Source organism: Candidatus Microbacterium colombiense (assembly GCA_029203165.1).
Taxonomy (GTDB): domain Bacteria; phylum Actinomycetota; class Actinomycetes; order Actinomycetales; family Microbacteriaceae; genus Microbacterium; species Microbacterium colombiense.
In genome coordinates this window covers 2,697,096-2,712,582 of record CP119308.1, presented here as the reverse complement: position 1 = coordinate 2,712,582, position 15,487 = coordinate 2,697,096, and the positions used below count along the sequence as shown (strand labels likewise).

Below are 15,487 nucleotides of genomic sequence, written 5' to 3'. Positions count from 1 at the left end.
CGCGCCGGTAGACTCCTATCTCGTGTCTGAGTCTCCCGAGATCACCCCAGAAGCCGTCGAAGCGGCCGTCGCCGCAGCGCTCGCTGCGATCGGCGCCGCAGCCGATACGTCCGAGCTGAAAGCCGCCCGCGCGGCGCACGTCGCAGAGGGATCACCGCTCGCGGTGCTCAATGCGTCGATGCGTCGGGTCGCACCCGAGAACAAGGCGGCGTTCGGCAAGATCGTCGGTCAGGGCCGCGGTCAGGTCACCCAGGCGCTGGCGGCGAAGGAGGCCGAGCTCGCCGAGGCCGAGGTCGCCGCGAGGCTCGAGGCCGAGCGCATCGACATCACGGCCGTGCCCTCGCGCACCCGCGTCGGCGCGCGGCATCCGCTCACGCTCCTGCAGGATCAGGTCTGCGACATCTTCGTGGGCATGGGCTGGGAGATCGCGGAAGGTCCCGAGCTCGAGCACGAGTGGTTCAACTTCGACGCGCTCAACTTCGATGTCGACCACCCCGCCCGCCAGGAGCAGGACACCTTCTACGTCGACCCGACCTCGCGCCACCTGGTGATGCGCACGCACACGAGCCCGGTGCAGGTGCGCTCGATGCTCGATCGCGAGGTGCCGATCTACGTGCTGTGCCCCGGCCGCGTGTACCGCACCGACGAGTTCGACGCGACACACCTTCCGGTCTTCACCCAGTTCGAGGGACTCGTCATCGACAAGGGCATCACGATGGCGCACCTCAAGGGCACGCTCGATCATTTCGCGAAGCTGCTCTTCGGTGCCGAGGCGAAGACGCGCTTCCGCACCAACTACTTCCCGTTCACCGAGCCCTCCGCCGAGCTCGACCTGTGGCACCCGACCTTCAAGGGTGGGGCGCGCTGGATCGAGTGGGGCGGATGCGGCATGGTCAACCCGAACGTGCTGCGTGCGGCCGGGATCGACCCCGAGGAGTACAGCGGCTTCGCGTTCGGCATGGGCATCGAGCGGGGACTCATGTTCCGCAGCGATGTGCAGGACATGCGCGACATGGCCGAGGGCGATGTCCGATTCAGCGAGCAGTACGGGATGGTGGTGTGATGCGCGTCCCGCTTTCGTGGTTGCGTGAGTACGTCGATCTGGCAGCGGATGCCACGCCGGAGGACGTCCTCGAGGCGCTGGTGACGGTCGGCTTCGAAGAGGAGGACGTGCACCGCTTCGAGATCACCGGTCCCGTCGTCATCGGACAGGTCGTGTCTCTCGAGCCGGAACCGCAGTCCAACGGCAAGACCATCAACTGGTGCCAGGTCGACGTGGGTGAGGAGAACGGCGGTGTCCGCGGGATCGTCTGCGGCGCGCACAACTTCGCCGTCGGTGACAAGGTCGTCGTCACGTTGCCGGGCGCGGTGCTTCCGGGGCCATTCCCGATCGCGGCGCGCAAGACCTACGGGCACGTGTCCGACGGCATGATCGCCTCGGCGCGCGAACTCGGTCTGGGTGACGAGCACAACGGCATCGTGGTGCTGTCCGATCTCGGCATCGACGCCCCGGTCGGTACCGATGCGATCGCGCTGCTCGGTCTCGACGACGTCGCCGTCGAGATCAACGTCACGCCCGACCGCGGCTACGCCTTCTCCCTCCGCGGCGTGGCTCGCGAGTACTCGCACGCGACGGGTGCGGTCTTCCGTGACCCGGCCGAACGCGACTTCGCCGAACTGCACCCCGGCAGCGGACACACGACCGTGGTCGACGACGTCGCGCCGGTGCGCGGCCGCGTCGGCGCGAGCGAGTTCGTCACCCGCGTCGTGCGTGGTGTCGACCCCTCCCGCCCGACCCCGCCGTGGATGATCGCCCGGCTGTCGCTCGCCGGTATGCGGTCGCTCGGCGTGCTGATCGACATCACGAACTACGTCATGCTCGAGCTCGGTCAGCCCCTGCACGGCTACGACCTCGACAAGCTGGACGGGGGGATCACGGTGCGCCGTGCGACTCCCGGAGAGAAGATGACGACGCTCGACGGCCAGGAGCGTGCGCTCCATGTCGAGGATCTCCTCATCACGGACGGCTCCGGCCCGATCGGTCTCGCCGGCGTCATGGGCGGCGGCACGACCGAGATGAGCGACACCACCCGCAACGTGCTCATCGAGGCGGCCACCTTCGACCCGACGACCATCGCCCGCTCGGCCCGTCGGCACAAGCTGCCCAGCGAGGCGTCCAAGCGCTTCGAGCGCGGTGTCGACCCGCTCATCCCGTTCGTCGCGGCCCGCCGCGTCGCCGACCTGATGGTCGAACTCGCCGGCGGCACGCTGACCGACGAGGGCGGGGCGCTGTTCGCCGAGGTGTTCGTCGCCGAGATCGAGCTGCCGGCCGGCTTCGTCCCTGGGCTCATCGGAGTGGACTACACCGACGACGAGATCACCGGCGCGCTGACGACGATCGGCGCCGAGGTGACCGCGGCCGAGAGCGGCTGGGCGGTCATCCCGCCCACCTGGCGCCCCGACCTCACGGACAAATGGACGCTCGCCGAGGAGGTCGCGCGCATCCACGGGCTCGACCGCATCCCGTCCGTGCTGCCCACCCCGCCGTCCGGTCGCGGACTCACCGCGCTCCAGCAGGGCCGTCGCCGGGTCGCCGACGCACTCGCCGCCGCCGGATTCGTGGAGACCCCCGCGTTCCCGTTCACGACCGAGGCGCAGAACGACCTGCACGGCTCCGCCTCGGGTGAGCACCTGCCGAGCATCCGCCTGGCGAACCCGCTCGACGGCCAGGCGCCGTTCCTGCGCCGCTCGCTCCTGCCCGGCCTGCTGCAGACCGCGCACCGCAACATCGCGCGCGGCCTCACCGACCTCGCCATCTTCGAGACCGGCGTGGTGTTCCTGCCCGAAGCCGGTGTGACGTACGGCACGGACGAGGTTCCGCCACTCGGGGTACGCCCGTCGGACGAGACACTCGAGGCGCTCGACGCGTCGATCCCGCCGCAGCATCGTCACGTGGCGCTGCTGCTCACCGGCAATATCGTGGCGCGCCAGCCCGGTCGCCCGGCGGAGGCCGCAGGGTTGTCGGAGGCGCTCGACGCCGCACGGGTCATCGCGGCCGCGGCGGGCGTCGAGATCGATGTCGTCCAGACCCAGCGGGCGGCGCTGCACCCCGGTCGCACCGGGTCGCTGCTGGTCGACGCCACCGAGGTCGGCTACGTGGGCGAACTGCATCCCGTCGTCGCCGAGGACGCTGATCTGCCGGGTCGGGCGACCGTGCTCGAACTCGACCTCGATCTGATCCTGTCGCTGGCGGGGCGGCGTATCGTCGCCGAGTCGCTGTCGACGTTCACCGCCGCCACGCAGGACGTGTCACTCACGCTTCCCGCGGACGTGCCTGCCGGCGACGTGCGCGCCGCGCTGGCCGAGGGCGCCGGCGCGCTGCTCGAATCGGTGCGTCTGGTCGACGACTACCGTGGCGAGGGCGTTCCCGAGGGAGCGAAGAGCCTCACCTTCGCACTGCGGTTCCGCGCCGATGATCGCACCCTCACCGCGGCGGAGGCCACCGAGGCCAAGCTCGCCGGCGTCGCCGTCGCCGCGGAGCGTTTCGGCGCCGCGCTGCGCGACTGACCTCGGACCCACTCGATCGGCACGGTTCTGCCGGGGTAGCGTGACGGAATGAGCATCCTTCCACACAGCACCCCGGCAGCCGTGCCGGACGGTGTGCGCCCTCTGGGTGACGCGCCGTTCCTCGCGCCGGGCGCGCAGATCGACTGGCACTACCGCAAGCCGGGGTGGCAGCCGGGGGAGGCATCGACCATCACCCCGATGCGCGTCGTGCGCGACGACGAGCGCGGACTGGTGGCGTGGCTCGCCCCGGGAACGCTCCAGGAGGGACAGGGCACCCCGCACGGAGAACGCGTGCGCACGGTTCCGCTCGACCGCCGTTGGCTCGAACCGCGCACACGCGTCGTCGAGGAGTGGTGGGGCAACGGCATCCTGCGCATCGCCCCCGCCGGATCCGCGTGGTCGGTCTGGCTGTTCTGGAGCGAGATCACGGGCAGCGACTGGACCTTCGCCGGGTGGTACGTGAATCTCGAGAACTCGCACCTGCGCACCGATGTCGACACCTACACCTCGGATCACATCCTCGACGTGGAGATCGATGCGGCCGGCGGCATCCACTTGAAGGACGAGGACGAGGTGATCGCCGCGATCGCCCAGGGGCGTCTCAGTGCTGAGCAGGCCGCGCAGATCGAACGGCACGCGGACGCCGCGATCGCGTCGTTCCATGCGGGTGAGTGGCCTTTCGATCCGGAGTGGGTCGACTGGCGGCCGGATCCGTCCTGGACGACGCCGCTCCTCGCAGGGCTCGGGGAACTCTCCGATCGGTGATCCGAGGCCGCGTCGTCTGCTCAGAGCGGAAGCGCTTCCGTCGCTCGTTGAACCCTGATGACATGGATGCATGACAGACGTTCTGATCCTCGGCGGTACCGGCTGGCTCTCGGGGCGCATCGCCCGACGGTGGGTCGACGAGGGCGCGTCGGTGACCTGTCTCGCCCGCGGTCTGCGCGACGTTCCCGCCGGAGCGTCTCTGATCGAAGGCGACCGGGATCGCCCCGGTGCCTATGACGCGGTCGCACGCGAGTGGGATCACGTGATCGACATCTCGTCCCGGGCGGATCACGTCGCTCAGGCCATCACTGCGATCGGCGCGCGAACACAGCGGTGGACGTACATCTCGTCGATGTCGGTCTACGCGGATGACACGACCGCAGGTGCTGACGAGTCGGCTGCCCTGCACGCCCCCGCGGTGCCGGGCGACGCGTACGACTATGCGGCCGAGAAGGTCGCCGCCGAGCAGTCGGTCGCCACCCTCGGGGCGCGAGCGCGGATCGTGCGCCCCGGGCTGATCGTCGGAGAGGGCGACCCCAGCGATCGCTTCGGCTACTGGGCGGCGGCCTTCGCGCGAGCGGGATCGGACGCCGTGCTGCTCCCTCCGTTGGAAGACCGCTGGGTGCAGGTGATCGATGTCGACGACCTCGCCGACTTCGTCGTGACGACCCGGTGCGACAGCACCCCTGTGAACGCCATCGGCGATCAGCATCCCCTCGCCGACGTCCTCGCGCGTGTGCGTGCAGCGGCCGGACACACCGGCGCCACCGTCGAGGGTGCCGAGGACTGGCTCGTCGGGCAGGGCGTGGGGTACTGGGCAGGGGAGCGTTCCCTGCCCCTGTGGCTGCCTGCAGAGATGACCGGATTCATGACGCGGTCGAACGCGGCGTTCCACCGGGCGGGCGGCAGGCTGCGGTCGATCGACGACACCATCGCCGCCGTGGTGGCCGATGAAGTCGCACGCGGAACGGGCCGGACGCGCAGCGCGGGGCTGACCCGCCCCCAGGAGCAGACCCTCCTCGACACCCTCGCCTGAGCGCCGCCGACGCTTCGCTAGACTGCGAGCAGTGACACGGGGTGCCGCGACCGCGGCTGAGAACAGACCCGTCGAACCTGATCTAGTTCGTACTAGCGAAGGGATGTCGCGATGAGCGATCGTCTGCGTCCACCGTCCGATTCCACCGTCGTGGCCGAGGCGGTGACACTGCTGGAGAGCCTGCGCGACGCTCCACCGCTGACGCACTGCATCACGAACGCCGTCGTCACCGGATTCACCGCGAACGTGCTCCTCGCCCTGGGTGCTGCTCCCGCGATGGTCGACATCGTGGGGGAGAGCGGCCTGTTCGCGGGCGTCGCCTCCGGCGTGCTGATCAACCTCGGCACACCGACTCCCGAGCAACGGGACGCGAGCCTGGAGGCCGTCGCGGGTGCCACGGTGGCCGGAACGCCGTGGGTGCTCGACCCGGTCGCGATCGGAGCGCTCCCCGTGCGCACGGCGCTCGCACATGAGCTCGCGGCGCGTCGTCCGACGGCGATCCGTGGCAACGCGTCGGAGATCCTCGCACTCGCCGGGCTGAGCGGCGGCGGTCGCGGCGTCGACGCGACAGACTCCACGGACGCGGCGGCGGATGCGGCGGTCGCGCTGGCCCATCGATACGGCAGCGTCGTCGCGGTGTCCGGCCCGGTCGATCTCCTCACCGACGGAGAGCGCGTGGTGCGCATCGCCAACGGCGATCCGCTTCTCACGCTCGTGACCGGCGGGGGATGCGCGTTGGGGGCCGTCATGGCCGCGTTCCTCGGGGCGGCCCGAGCCAGTGGTGCTTCGGCGCTGGATGCCGTCTCCGCCGCCACGCTCGTGTACACGATCGCCGCCGAACGGGCTGCGGCTCTGTCCTCCGGACCGGGAAGTTTCGCCGTCGCCCTGCTGGACGCTCTCGCAGCTCTCGGGCCGAATGACCTGGCCGCCGCGGCTCGTGTCCAGGAGAGCACACGATGACTCCCCACCTCTCGCTCTACCTCGTGACCGATGCGGCGCTGTGCGGCGACCGTGGCGTGGTCGAGACCGTGCGTCAGGCGGTCGACGGGGGCGTGCGCATCGTGCAGTTGCGCGACAAGTCCGCGACCGATGAGCAGACCGTCGAGCAGCTGCTCGCGCTGTCCACCGTGATCGCAGGCCGCGCGCTCCTCGTCGTCAACGATCGTCTGGATGCCGCGCTGGAGGCGCGGTTGCGCGGGGCCCGCGTCGATGGGGTGCACCTCGGTCAGGGCGATGCCTCGGTGCTGCGTGCGCGGCGTGAGCTGGGTCCCGACGCGCTGATCGGGCTCACGGCGAACAGTCCTTCGCACCTCGATGCGGTGCTGGCACTGCCGACCGGTACCGTCGACTATCTCGGAGTCGGGGTGATCCGTCCCACGCTCACGAAGCCCGACCACCCGCCGGCACTCGGCGTCGAGGGCTTCCGCGCCTTCGCGCAGGCGAGCCCGTTGCCCTGCGTGGCGATCGGCGGGGTGGGGATCGACGACACCGAGCAGCTTTTCGCCGCCGGTGCTGCCGGGATCGCGGTCGTGTCGGCACTGTGCGCCGCCGACGACCCGCGCGCGGCGGCAGAGGCGTTCCGCCGTCGCCGGCAGGCGACCTCCGTCCCGCGGGTGCTGACCATCGCAGGGAGCGACCCCTCTGGCGGGGCGGGAATCCAGGCCGACCTCAAGTCGATCTCCGCGAACGGCGGGTACGGCATGGCCGCCATCACCGCGCTCACGGTGCAGAACACGCGTGGGGTCCGTGCCGTGCACGTGCCCCCGGCGGACTTCCTGCGCTCTCAACTCGACGCCCTGTCGGATGACATCGTGATCGACGCGGTCAAGATCGGGATGCTCGCCGATGTCGCGGTCGTCGACACCGTGACCGCCTGGCTCGACGCCGTCCGCCCACCGGTCGTGGTGGTCGATCCGGTGATGGTCGCCACCAGTGGCGACAGGTTGCTGGACCCTGCCGCGGAGTCCGCTCTGCGCGCGCTGCTGACCCGCGCCGACCTGGTGACGCCGAACCTCGCCGAGCTCGCCGTGCTGACCGGGCGGGAGCCGGCGGACTGGGAGAGTGCGCTCGCCGCGGCCGACGAGCTGTCGGCGCAGATCGGGGCGGCGGTGCTGGTGAAGGGCGGCCATCTCACGGGCGATGCGGCACCAGACGCCCTCATCGATGTCGCTGCCGGCATCCGCCAGGAGTTCCCGGGCGCCCGGATCGACACCGAGAACACTCACGGCACGGGATGCTCGCTCTCGTCCGCGATCGCCACGCTGAGGGGGCGAGGCGACGATCCCATCGCCGCGGTGGCCGGCGCACGCGCCTGGTTGCGGGAGTCGATCGGTGCGGGTGATGTGCTGCGCGTCGGGAACGGACACGGACCGATCCATCACTTCGCAGGGCTCTGGAGCCGCGGCGGACTGTCCACCAGGCCGTCGGCGGTGAGCATCGCCGACGAGTGGTGGGCGGCGATCGCGGGGGTGCGCGCCGAGATCGATGAGCTGCCGTTCATCCGCGGGCTGGCGGATGGCACGCTGCCGCGAGAGCCGTTCGTCTCCTACCTCGCCCAGGACGCCCTCTACCTCCGCGAGTACGCCCGCGTACTGGCCGATGCCGCCCGCCTCGCGCCGACCTCGGCCGAACAGGCGTTCTGGGCGCACTCGGCCCACGGCTCGATCGTCGGCGAGCTGGAGCTGCACGCATCCTGGCTCACCCCGGTGCAGGGCGTCTCGGCCGCCACATTCGCGGCCGACGCCACGCCCGCGACGGTCGCGTACCTCGATCATCTGCGGGGGACCGCGTTCGACGGTCGGTACCCCGAGCTCATCGCGGCGCTCCTGCCGTGCTTCTGGCTCTACACCGATCTGGGGGAACGCCTGCACGCCGGGGAGCTCGGTGCCTCCGCGCAGGACCCGGACCATCCCTACGCCTCGTGGCTCGCGACCTACGCCGATCCGGCGTTCGCGGAGGCGACCGCACAGGCGGTGGCGTTCGTGACCCGCGCGGCTGCCTCGGCGGATGATGACACTCGGGCGAGGATGCGCCGCGCTTTCGAGCTCTCGAGCGCCCGCGAGCGCGACTTCTTCGCCGAGCCGTGGAGCGTCGTCGTCGCCACATGACGCCGGTGATTTGCGGATGCCGTCGAAGGCGCGCTATCGTCGCCGCATGCCTTCGGCCGCATCCGCTTCTCTGACGCTCGTTCCGAGCGTCGTTTCGGTGCGCCGACGCCGGGGCGACCGCCGACTCTAGGCGACCCCGCGCTCCTGCCTGCCGGCGGTCGAGTGCCGGTGTCGCCGCCTCGGCCATCCGACCCCGACCGTTAAGGTAGAAGCATGACGTATTCCGTCGCCGTCTCCGGCGCATCCGGCTACGCAGGCGGCGAGATTCTGCGCCTCCTCGCCAGTCATCCCGACATCGAGATCCGCACCGTCACGGCGCATTCGAACGCTGGACAACCGCTGATCCAGCACCAGCCCCACCTGCGCTCTCTGGCAGGGCTCACCCTCCAGGACACGACGCCCGAGATCCTCGCCGGGCACGACATCGTGTTCCTCGCGTTGCCGCACGGGCAGTCGGGTCAATACACCGACGCGCTGGGCGACACCCCCCTCGTGATCGATGCCGGAGCGGATCACCGCCTCACGTCGCAGGAGTCGTGGGATGCGTTCTACGGCGGTGCCTTCCATGCACCCTGGACCTACGGTGTGCCCGAGCTGCCCGTCGCGGGAACGAAGCAGCGCGATGCGCTCCGCGGCGCGACGAGGATCGCCGCACCCGGATGCAACGCCTCCACGGTGAGCCTCAGCCTCGCCCCGGGCGTCGCCGCCGGTGTGATCGATGCCGACGACATCGTCACCGTTCTCGCCGTCGGTCCCTCGGGTGCAGGCAAGAGCCTCAAATCGAATCTGCTCGCGAGTGAGATCCTCGGCACGGCCAACCCCTACGCGGTCGGCGGCACGCACCGGCACATCCCGGAGATCCGGCAGGCGCTCGCCGCCGCCGGTGGGGTCGATTCCGACAGCATCCGCATCTCCTTCACCCCGGTGCTCGTGCCGATGTCGCGGGGCATCCTGGCCACCTCGACGGCCCGCATCGCCGACGGGGTCAGCGACGCCGAGATCCGTGCCGCCTGGGAGAGCGCCTACGAGGGTGAGACCTTCGTGCACGTGCTTCCGGAGGGCAGCTTCCCGCGCACGGCCGACGTGCTCGGCGCCAACACCGCACTGATCGGGCTCGCCATCGATCGGTCCGCGGGTCGTGTCACGGTCGTCACCGCCGTCGACAACCTCGTCAAGGGAACGGCCGGCGCCGCAATCCAATCCATGAACATCGCGCTCGGGCTCCCCGAAGACCGGGCCCTCTCAATCAACGGAGTCGCACCATGATCACCGAGACAGCACTCATCGTCGCCGTGGTGCGCGATGCGGAGTCGGCACTGTGAGCGTCACCGCCGCCGCAGGGTTCGAGGCGGCCGGCGTCGCCGTCGGCCTGAAGTCCACGGGCAAGCCCGATGTGGCCGTGGTCGTCAACCGCGGGCCGCGTAAGATCGGAGCCGCCGTCTTCACCAGCAACCGCGCGAAGGCGAACCCGATCATCTGGTCGCAGCAGGTCATCGCCGACCGCGTCGTCGAGGCGGTCGTGCTCAACTCCGGAGGGGCGAACTGCTTCACCGGGAGCTTCGGCTTCCAGACCACGCATCAGACCGCCGAGAAGGCTGCCGAGCTGCTGGGCATCGGCGCCGGCGACGTGTTGGTGTGCTCGACCGGACTCATCGGTACCGGTGATGAGATCTTCCGCTCCAAGGTACTCGCGGGCACGGAGCAGGCGATCACCCAGCTCTCGGCCGACGGGGGAGAGCCCGCGGCCCAGGCCATCATGACGACCGACACCGTATCGAAGACCGCGGTGATCAGCCGCGACGGCTGGACGATCGGCGGGATGGCGAAAGGGGCGGGGATGCTCGCTCCCGGGCTCGCGACCATGCTGGTCGTGATCACGACCGATGCCGACCTCGACGCCCTCGACGCCGATACCGCCCTGCGGGCCGCGACCGGACGCACGTTCGATCGGCTCGACTCCGACGGGTGCATGTCGACGAACGACCAGGTGACGCTACTCGCCAACGGTGCGAGTGGCGTGAAGCCCGACCTCGCCGACTTCACCGCGGCGCTCGTCGAGCTCTCGCAGCAGCTCGCCGTGCAGCTGCAGGGCGATGCGGAGGGCGCGAGCCACGACATCACGATCGAGGTGCGCGGCGCCGCCTCCGAGCAGGATGCGGTCGAGGTCGGTCGCTCGGTCGCCCGCAACAACCTGTTCAAGGCCGCCATCTTCGGCAACGACCCGAACTGGGGTCGCGTCCTCGCGGCGATCGGCACGACAGGGGCACGCTTCGACCCGTACGACGTCGACGTGTGGATGAACGGCGTGCGCGTCTGTACGGCCGGCGGCCCCGACCGCCCTCGCGAGGAGGTCGACCTGACCCCTCGCGCCACCCACCTCGTGATCGACCTGCGTGTCGGCGATGAGACCGCGACGATCCTCACCAACGACCTCACCCACGACTATGTGCACGAGAACAGCGCCTACGCCTCATGACCGACCTCCAGGACACCCCCGCCGAGGTCGCCGCGCAGAAGGCCACCACGCTGATCGAGTCGCTGCCGTGGCTGAAGAAGTTCCGCGACCAGATCGTCGTCGTCAAGTACGGCGGAAACGCCATGGTCTCAGAGGAGTTGCAGGAAGCCTTCGCCCAGGACATCGCCTACCTCCGATACGTCGGCGTGCAGCCGGTCGTGGTGCACGGCGGCGGACCGCAGATCTCCGACATGCTGCAGCGCCTCGACATCCCGAGCGAGTTCAAGGGCGGCTACCGCGTCACCAACACCGAGGCGATCAGCGTCGTGCGCATGGTGCTCACCGGCCAGGTGAACCCGCAGCTGGTGACCAAGATCAACTCGCACGGCCCGATCGCGACCGGACTCAGCGGTGAGGATGCCGGCCTGTTCGGCGGGCGCCGGCGCGGCGTGATCATCGACGGGGAGGAAGTCGACCTCGGACGAGTGGGCGATGTCGTCGAGGTCGACCCGACCCCGGTGCTCGACCACCTGGCCGCTGGCCGCATCCCGGTCGTCTCGAGCATCGCTCCCGACCTCGACCACCCGGGGCACTCTCTCAACGTGAATGCGGATGCTGCCGCATCCGCCCTCGCCGTGGCGCTGAACGCCCGCAAGCTCGTGATCCTCACGGACGTCGCCGGGCTCTACGCCGACTGGCCGAACCGCGACTCGCTCGTGTCGCACCTCACCTCCACGGCGCTCGTCGAGATGCTGCCGACGCTCGAGTCGGGCATGATCCCGAAGATGCGCGCGTGCCTCGAGGCTGTCGAGGGCGGCGTCGACGCCGCGGCGATCATCGACGGACGGGTGCCGCACTCGGTGCTCGTGGAACTCTTCACCAACAAAGGAATCGGAACGGAAGTGGTGGCAGGATGACCATCTGGCAGGACGACGCAGACCGCGATCTGGTGCTCAACGCGGGGCCCCGCCTCGCCATGCTCACCCGCGGTGAGGGCTCCTACCTCTGGGATTCGGACGGACGACGCCACCTCGACTTCCTCGCCGGCATCGCGGTGACCTCCCTCGGCCATGCGCACCCCGTGTTCGTCGAGGCCGTGTCACGCCAGGCCGCCACGCTCGCACACGTCTCGAACTACTTCGCGACGCCGTCGCAGCTGGCGCTCGCCGCGCGGCTCAAGCGCCTCGCGGGCGCCGGGATCGACGGACGCGTGTTCTTCTCGAACTCCGGCGCCGAGGCGAACGAGGCGGCCTTCAAGCTGGCTCGTCTGCACGGCGGCACCGAGCGCCCGCGCATCATCGCGCTCGAGAACGGCTTCCACGGACGCACGATGGGATCCCTCGCCCTCACGGCGAAGGAGGCCATGCGCGCCCCGTTCGAGCCGATGCCCGGCGGGGTCGAGCACATCCCGGCGACCATCGACGCGCTCGAGGCCGCGATGGACGACCGTGTCGCCGCCGTGATCGTCGAACCCATCCAGGGCGAGGCCGGCGTCGTCGAGCTTCCCGAGGGCTACCTCGCCGCTGCGCGCTCGCTCACCCTGAAGCACGGCGCTCTGCTGATCGTCGACGAGATCCAGACGGGCGCCGGACGCACCGGCGCCTGGTTCGGGTTCAGTCACGAGGGCATCACGCCGGACGCGATCACCCTCGCGAAGGGCATCGGTGGTGGCTTCCCGATCGGCGCGCTGGTCACCTACGGCTCCGCGAGTGCGCTCTTCACGCCCGGCTCGCACGGCTCGACGTTCGGCGGGAATCCCCTCGCGACGGCTGTCGCCGATGCGGTGCTCGGCGAGATCGAGAGCGCCGGACTGGTCGAGAACGCCGCGAACAGAGGCGCCGAGCTGCGCGACCTCATCCTCGACATCGGCTCGCCGCTCATCACCGCGGTCCGCGGGCGCGGTCTGCTGATCGGCGTCGCCCTGTCGGAGCCGGTCGCCGGCGCCGTGGTCGCCGCCGCCCAGGAACGGGGCCTCATCATCAACGCCGCGAACCCCGACACCGTCCGCATCGCTCCGGCTCTGACGATCGGCGACGCCGAACTCGTCGAGTTCCGTGAGCTCTTCACCGCGTCGCTCGCCGACGTGCAGGCATCCCTCCCCGGAAAGGTTTCCGCATGACCCGCCACCTGTTGCGTGACGACGACCTCAGCCCCGCCGAGCAGGCGGAGATCCTCGACCTCGCTCTCGAGCTCAAGAAGGACCGGTGGGCGGACAAGAGCCTCGCGGGTCCGCAGACCGTCGCGGTGATCTTCGACAAGTCCTCGACCCGCACCCGCGTCTCGTTCGCGGTCGGGATCGCCGACCTGGGCGGATCGCCGCTGATCATCTCGACGGCGAGCAGTCAGCTCGGAGGCAAGGAGACGCCGTCCGACACCGCGCGCGTGCTCGAGCGCCAGGTCGCGGCGATCGTCTGGCGCACCTACGCGCAGTCCGGACTCGAGGAGATGGCAGCCGGCACCCGCGTCCCGGTCATCAACGCCCTTTCGGATGACTTCCACCCCTGCCAGCTTCTGGCCGACCTGCTCACGATCCGTGAGCACAAGGGCGAGCTGAAGGGTCTCACTCTCACCTTCTTCGGCGACGGGCAGAGCAACATGGCCCACTCCTACGCGCTCGCCTGCGTGACCGCGGGGATGCACGTGCGGATCGTCTCGCCCGAGGACTACGCGCCGCGCGCCGACGTCATCGAGGCGGCCGATCGTCGCGCCGCGGAGACCGGCGGATCGATCACCCTGTACACCGACCCGGTCGAGGGGGCGGCCGGTGCCGATGTCGTCGTCACCGACACCTGGGTGTCGATGGGCAAGGAGGAGGAGAAGATCGCACGGATCCGCGATCTGGGCTCCTACAAGGTGACCCCCGAGACGATGGAGCTGGCCGATTCCGAGGCGATCTTCATCCACTGTCTGCCCGCCGACCGCGGATACGAGGTCGACTCCTCGGTCATCGACGGGCCGCAGAGCGTGGTCTGGGACGAGGCGGAGAACCGTCTGCACGCGCAGAAGGCCCTGCTGGTCTGGCTCCTCGGAAAGCAGGATGCCCGATGAGCGGCGACGCGCACGAGGGGACCAACGAGGGAGCGCTCTGGGGCGCCCGTTTCGCGACAGGACCCTCTCCGGAGCTCGTCGAGCTGAGCAGATCCACGCACTTCGATTGGATCCTCGCCCCCTACGACATCGCCGGATCCCACGCCCATGCCACCGCGCTGGCCGCCGCCGGGTATCTGGAGCCGGACGAGGCCGCGAAGATGCACGAGGGGCTGGATGCCGTGGCGCGCAAGGTCGCCGACGGTACTCTGCTGCCCCAGCCGACGGATGAAGACGTGCACGGGGCGCTCGAACAGGCACTGATCGTCGAGCTCGGACCGGAGCTGGGCGGACGTCTGCGCGCCGGCCGCAGCCGCAACGACCAGATCGCCACGCTCGTGCGGATGTATCTCATCGACCACGCGCGCGTGATCGCCCGCGACATCCTCCGCGTGATCGACGCCCTCGTCGCGCAGGCGGAGGCACACCCCGACGCGATCCTCCCCGGTCGCACCCATCTTCAGCACGCGCAGCCGGTGCTGCTTGCGCATCACCTGCAGGCCCACGGCTGGCCGCTGGTGCGGGAGCTGGAGAGGCTCGTGGACTGGCGGCGCCGTGCAGGCGTCTCGCCCTACGGCGGCGGAGCGCTCGCGGGCTCGACGCTGGGGCTCGACCCGGCACTCGTCGCCGCAGAGCTCGGCCTCGACCGGCCGGCCGAGAACTCACTCGACGGAACCGCCGCCCGCGACGTCGTGGCGGAGTTCGCGTTCATCACCGCCATGACCGGCATCGATCTGTCGCGTCTGTCGGAGGAGATCATCCTCTGGAACACGCGTGAGTTCGGATTCGTCACGCTCGACGACGGCTACTCGACCGGTTCGAGCATCATGCCCCAGAAGAAGAACCCCGACATCGCGGAGTTGGCGCGCGGCAAGTCGGGCCGTCTGATCGGCAACCTGTCGGGTCTGCTCGCGACGCTCAAGGGCCTCCCGCTCGCGTACAACCGCGATCTGCAGGAGGACAAAGAGCCGGTCTTCGACTCGGTGCAGACGCTCGAGGTCGTGCTTCCCGCGTTCGCCGGGATGATCGCCACGCTGCGCTTCGACACCGCACGCATGGCGGAGCTGGCGCCGCAGGGCTTCTCCCTCGCGACGGATGTGGCCGAGTGGCTCGTGAAGCGCCGCGTGCCGTTCCGTGATGCGCATGAGATCTCCGGTGCACTCGTGCGCGCGTGCGAGGAGCAGGGGATCGGGCTGGAAGACGCCTCCGACGAGCTGCTGCTGTCGGTGTCCGACCACCTGGTGCCCGAGGTCCGCGAGGTGCTGACGATCGAAGGATCCGTCGCATCGCGCACCGGGGCCGGCGGGACGGCACCTGTGCGCGTCGCGGAGCAGCGTGCCGAGCTGGTGGCGCGGGCTCAGGCCGCCGCGCACGCCCTCGGTCTGTAGATCACCCCGTCGGCGGTACCACGCCGGACGATTCGCGGAGCGGATGACGTTTCGACGAGGAATCTCGACAGTCCCTCGGCGA

12 protein-coding genes and 1 riboswitch are annotated in these 15,487 nt (G+C 70.1%); all 12 genes read left to right on the top strand.

Annotated features, from left to right (window positions below; genetic code table 11):
• The first annotated feature begins 22 nt into the window (after window positions 1-22).
• The 12 genes from pheS to argH all read left to right on the top strand — a co-directional run bounded on the left by pheS (window position 23) and on the right by argH (window position 15,405).
• Window positions 23-1,063, top strand: coding sequence for a phenylalanine--tRNA ligase subunit alpha (gene pheS, locus P0Y60_13100; protein ID WEK60251.1), 1,041 nt, complete (start codon window positions 23-25; stop codon window positions 1,061-1,063).
• Window positions 1,063-3,567 (top strand): phenylalanine--tRNA ligase subunit beta, encoded by a 2,505-nt coding sequence (gene pheT, locus P0Y60_13095; GenBank protein ID WEK60250.1) that lies wholly within the window; start codon window positions 1,063-1,065, stop codon window positions 3,565-3,567. Before pheS ends, pheT begins: the two co-directional genes overlap by 1 nt.
• 48 nt (window positions 3,568-3,615) lie before the next feature.
• The gene (locus P0Y60_13090) at window positions 3,616-4,332 is read left to right on the top strand and encodes a DUF402 domain-containing protein (GenBank protein WEK60249.1); all 717 of its coding nucleotides are present in this window, start codon (window positions 3,616-3,618) and stop codon (window positions 4,330-4,332) included.
• A gap of 70 nt (window positions 4,333-4,402) precedes the next feature.
• On the top strand, window positions 4,403-5,368 hold the full coding sequence (locus P0Y60_13085; GenBank protein WEK60248.1) for an NAD-dependent epimerase/dehydratase family protein: 966 nt from the start codon (window positions 4,403-4,405) through the stop codon (window positions 5,366-5,368).
• Between the two features lie 27 nt (window positions 5,369-5,395).
• Window positions 5,396-5,489: riboswitch (TPP riboswitch) on the top strand.
• On the top strand, window positions 5,480-6,328 hold the full coding sequence (thiM, locus tag P0Y60_13080) for a hydroxyethylthiazole kinase (protein WEK60247.1): 849 nt from the start codon (window positions 5,480-5,482) through the stop codon (window positions 6,326-6,328). Its footprint overlaps the riboswitch before it by 10 nt.
• On the top strand, window positions 6,325-8,475 hold the full coding sequence (locus P0Y60_13075) for a bifunctional hydroxymethylpyrimidine kinase/phosphomethylpyrimidine kinase (protein ID WEK60246.1): 2,151 nt from the start codon (window positions 6,325-6,327) through the stop codon (window positions 8,473-8,475). The genes thiM and P0Y60_13075 overlap by 4 nt, the downstream gene beginning before the upstream one ends.
• A gap of 213 nt (window positions 8,476-8,688) precedes the next feature.
• Window positions 8,689-9,741 carry an N-acetyl-gamma-glutamyl-phosphate reductase gene (gene argC / locus P0Y60_13070; GenBank protein ID WEK60245.1) on the top strand — a complete coding sequence of 351 codons (1,053 nt, stop codon included), beginning with the start codon at window positions 8,689-8,691 and terminating at the stop codon, window positions 9,739-9,741.
• Window positions 9,742-9,793: 52 nt separating this feature from the next.
• Complete coding sequence (gene argJ / locus P0Y60_13065; GenBank protein WEK60244.1) at window positions 9,794-10,951, top strand: bifunctional glutamate N-acetyltransferase/amino-acid acetyltransferase ArgJ; 1,158 nt, start codon at window positions 9,794-9,796, stop codon at window positions 10,949-10,951.
• Window positions 10,948-11,847: an acetylglutamate kinase gene (gene argB / locus P0Y60_13060; GenBank protein ID WEK60243.1), complete on the top strand. Its 900-nt coding sequence runs from the start codon at window positions 10,948-10,950 to the stop codon at window positions 11,845-11,847. The genes argJ and argB overlap by 4 nt, the downstream gene beginning before the upstream one ends.
• The gene (locus tag P0Y60_13055) at window positions 11,844-13,049 is read left to right on the top strand and encodes an acetylornithine transaminase (protein ID WEK60242.1); all 1,206 of its coding nucleotides are present in this window, start codon (window positions 11,844-11,846) and stop codon (window positions 13,047-13,049) included. Before argB ends, P0Y60_13055 begins: the two co-directional genes overlap by 4 nt.
• Window positions 13,046-13,978: an ornithine carbamoyltransferase gene (gene argF, locus P0Y60_13050; GenBank protein WEK60241.1), complete on the top strand. Its 933-nt coding sequence runs from the start codon at window positions 13,046-13,048 to the stop codon at window positions 13,976-13,978. The genes P0Y60_13055 and argF overlap by 4 nt, the downstream gene beginning before the upstream one ends.
• The gene (argH, locus tag P0Y60_13045) at window positions 13,975-15,405 is read left to right on the top strand and encodes an argininosuccinate lyase (protein WEK60240.1); all 1,431 of its coding nucleotides are present in this window, start codon (window positions 13,975-13,977) and stop codon (window positions 15,403-15,405) included. Before argF ends, argH begins: the two co-directional genes overlap by 4 nt.
• Window positions 15,406-15,487: the final 82 nt, after the last annotated feature.

What these genes read in the sequence shown, in the direction of transcription:
- pheT (WEK60250.1), top strand. Translation starts at nt 1,063, where the DNA reads ATGCGCGTCCCGCTTTCGTGGTTGCGTGAGTACGTCGATCTGGCAGCG.
- P0Y60_13090 (WEK60249.1), top strand. Translation starts at nt 3,616, where the DNA reads ATGAGCATCCTTCCACACAGCACCCCGGCAGCCGTGCCGGACGGTGTG.
- P0Y60_13085 (WEK60248.1), top strand. Translation starts at nt 4,403, where the DNA reads ATGACAGACGTTCTGATCCTCGGCGGTACCGGCTGGCTCTCGGGGCGC.
- thiM (WEK60247.1), top strand. Translation starts at nt 5,480, where the DNA reads ATGAGCGATCGTCTGCGTCCACCGTCCGATTCCACCGTCGTGGCCGAG.
- P0Y60_13075 (WEK60246.1), top strand. Translation starts at nt 6,325, where the DNA reads ATGACTCCCCACCTCTCGCTCTACCTCGTGACCGATGCGGCGCTGTGC.
- argC (WEK60245.1), top strand. Translation starts at nt 8,689, where the DNA reads ATGACGTATTCCGTCGCCGTCTCCGGCGCATCCGGCTACGCAGGCGGC.
- argB (WEK60243.1), top strand. Translation starts at nt 10,948, where the DNA reads ATGACCGACCTCCAGGACACCCCCGCCGAGGTCGCCGCGCAGAAGGCC.
- P0Y60_13055 (WEK60242.1), top strand. Translation starts at nt 11,844, where the DNA reads ATGACCATCTGGCAGGACGACGCAGACCGCGATCTGGTGCTCAACGCG.
- argF (WEK60241.1), top strand. Translation starts at nt 13,046, where the DNA reads ATGACCCGCCACCTGTTGCGTGACGACGACCTCAGCCCCGCCGAGCAG.
- argH (WEK60240.1), top strand. Translation starts at nt 13,975, where the DNA reads ATGAGCGGCGACGCGCACGAGGGGACCAACGAGGGAGCGCTCTGGGGC.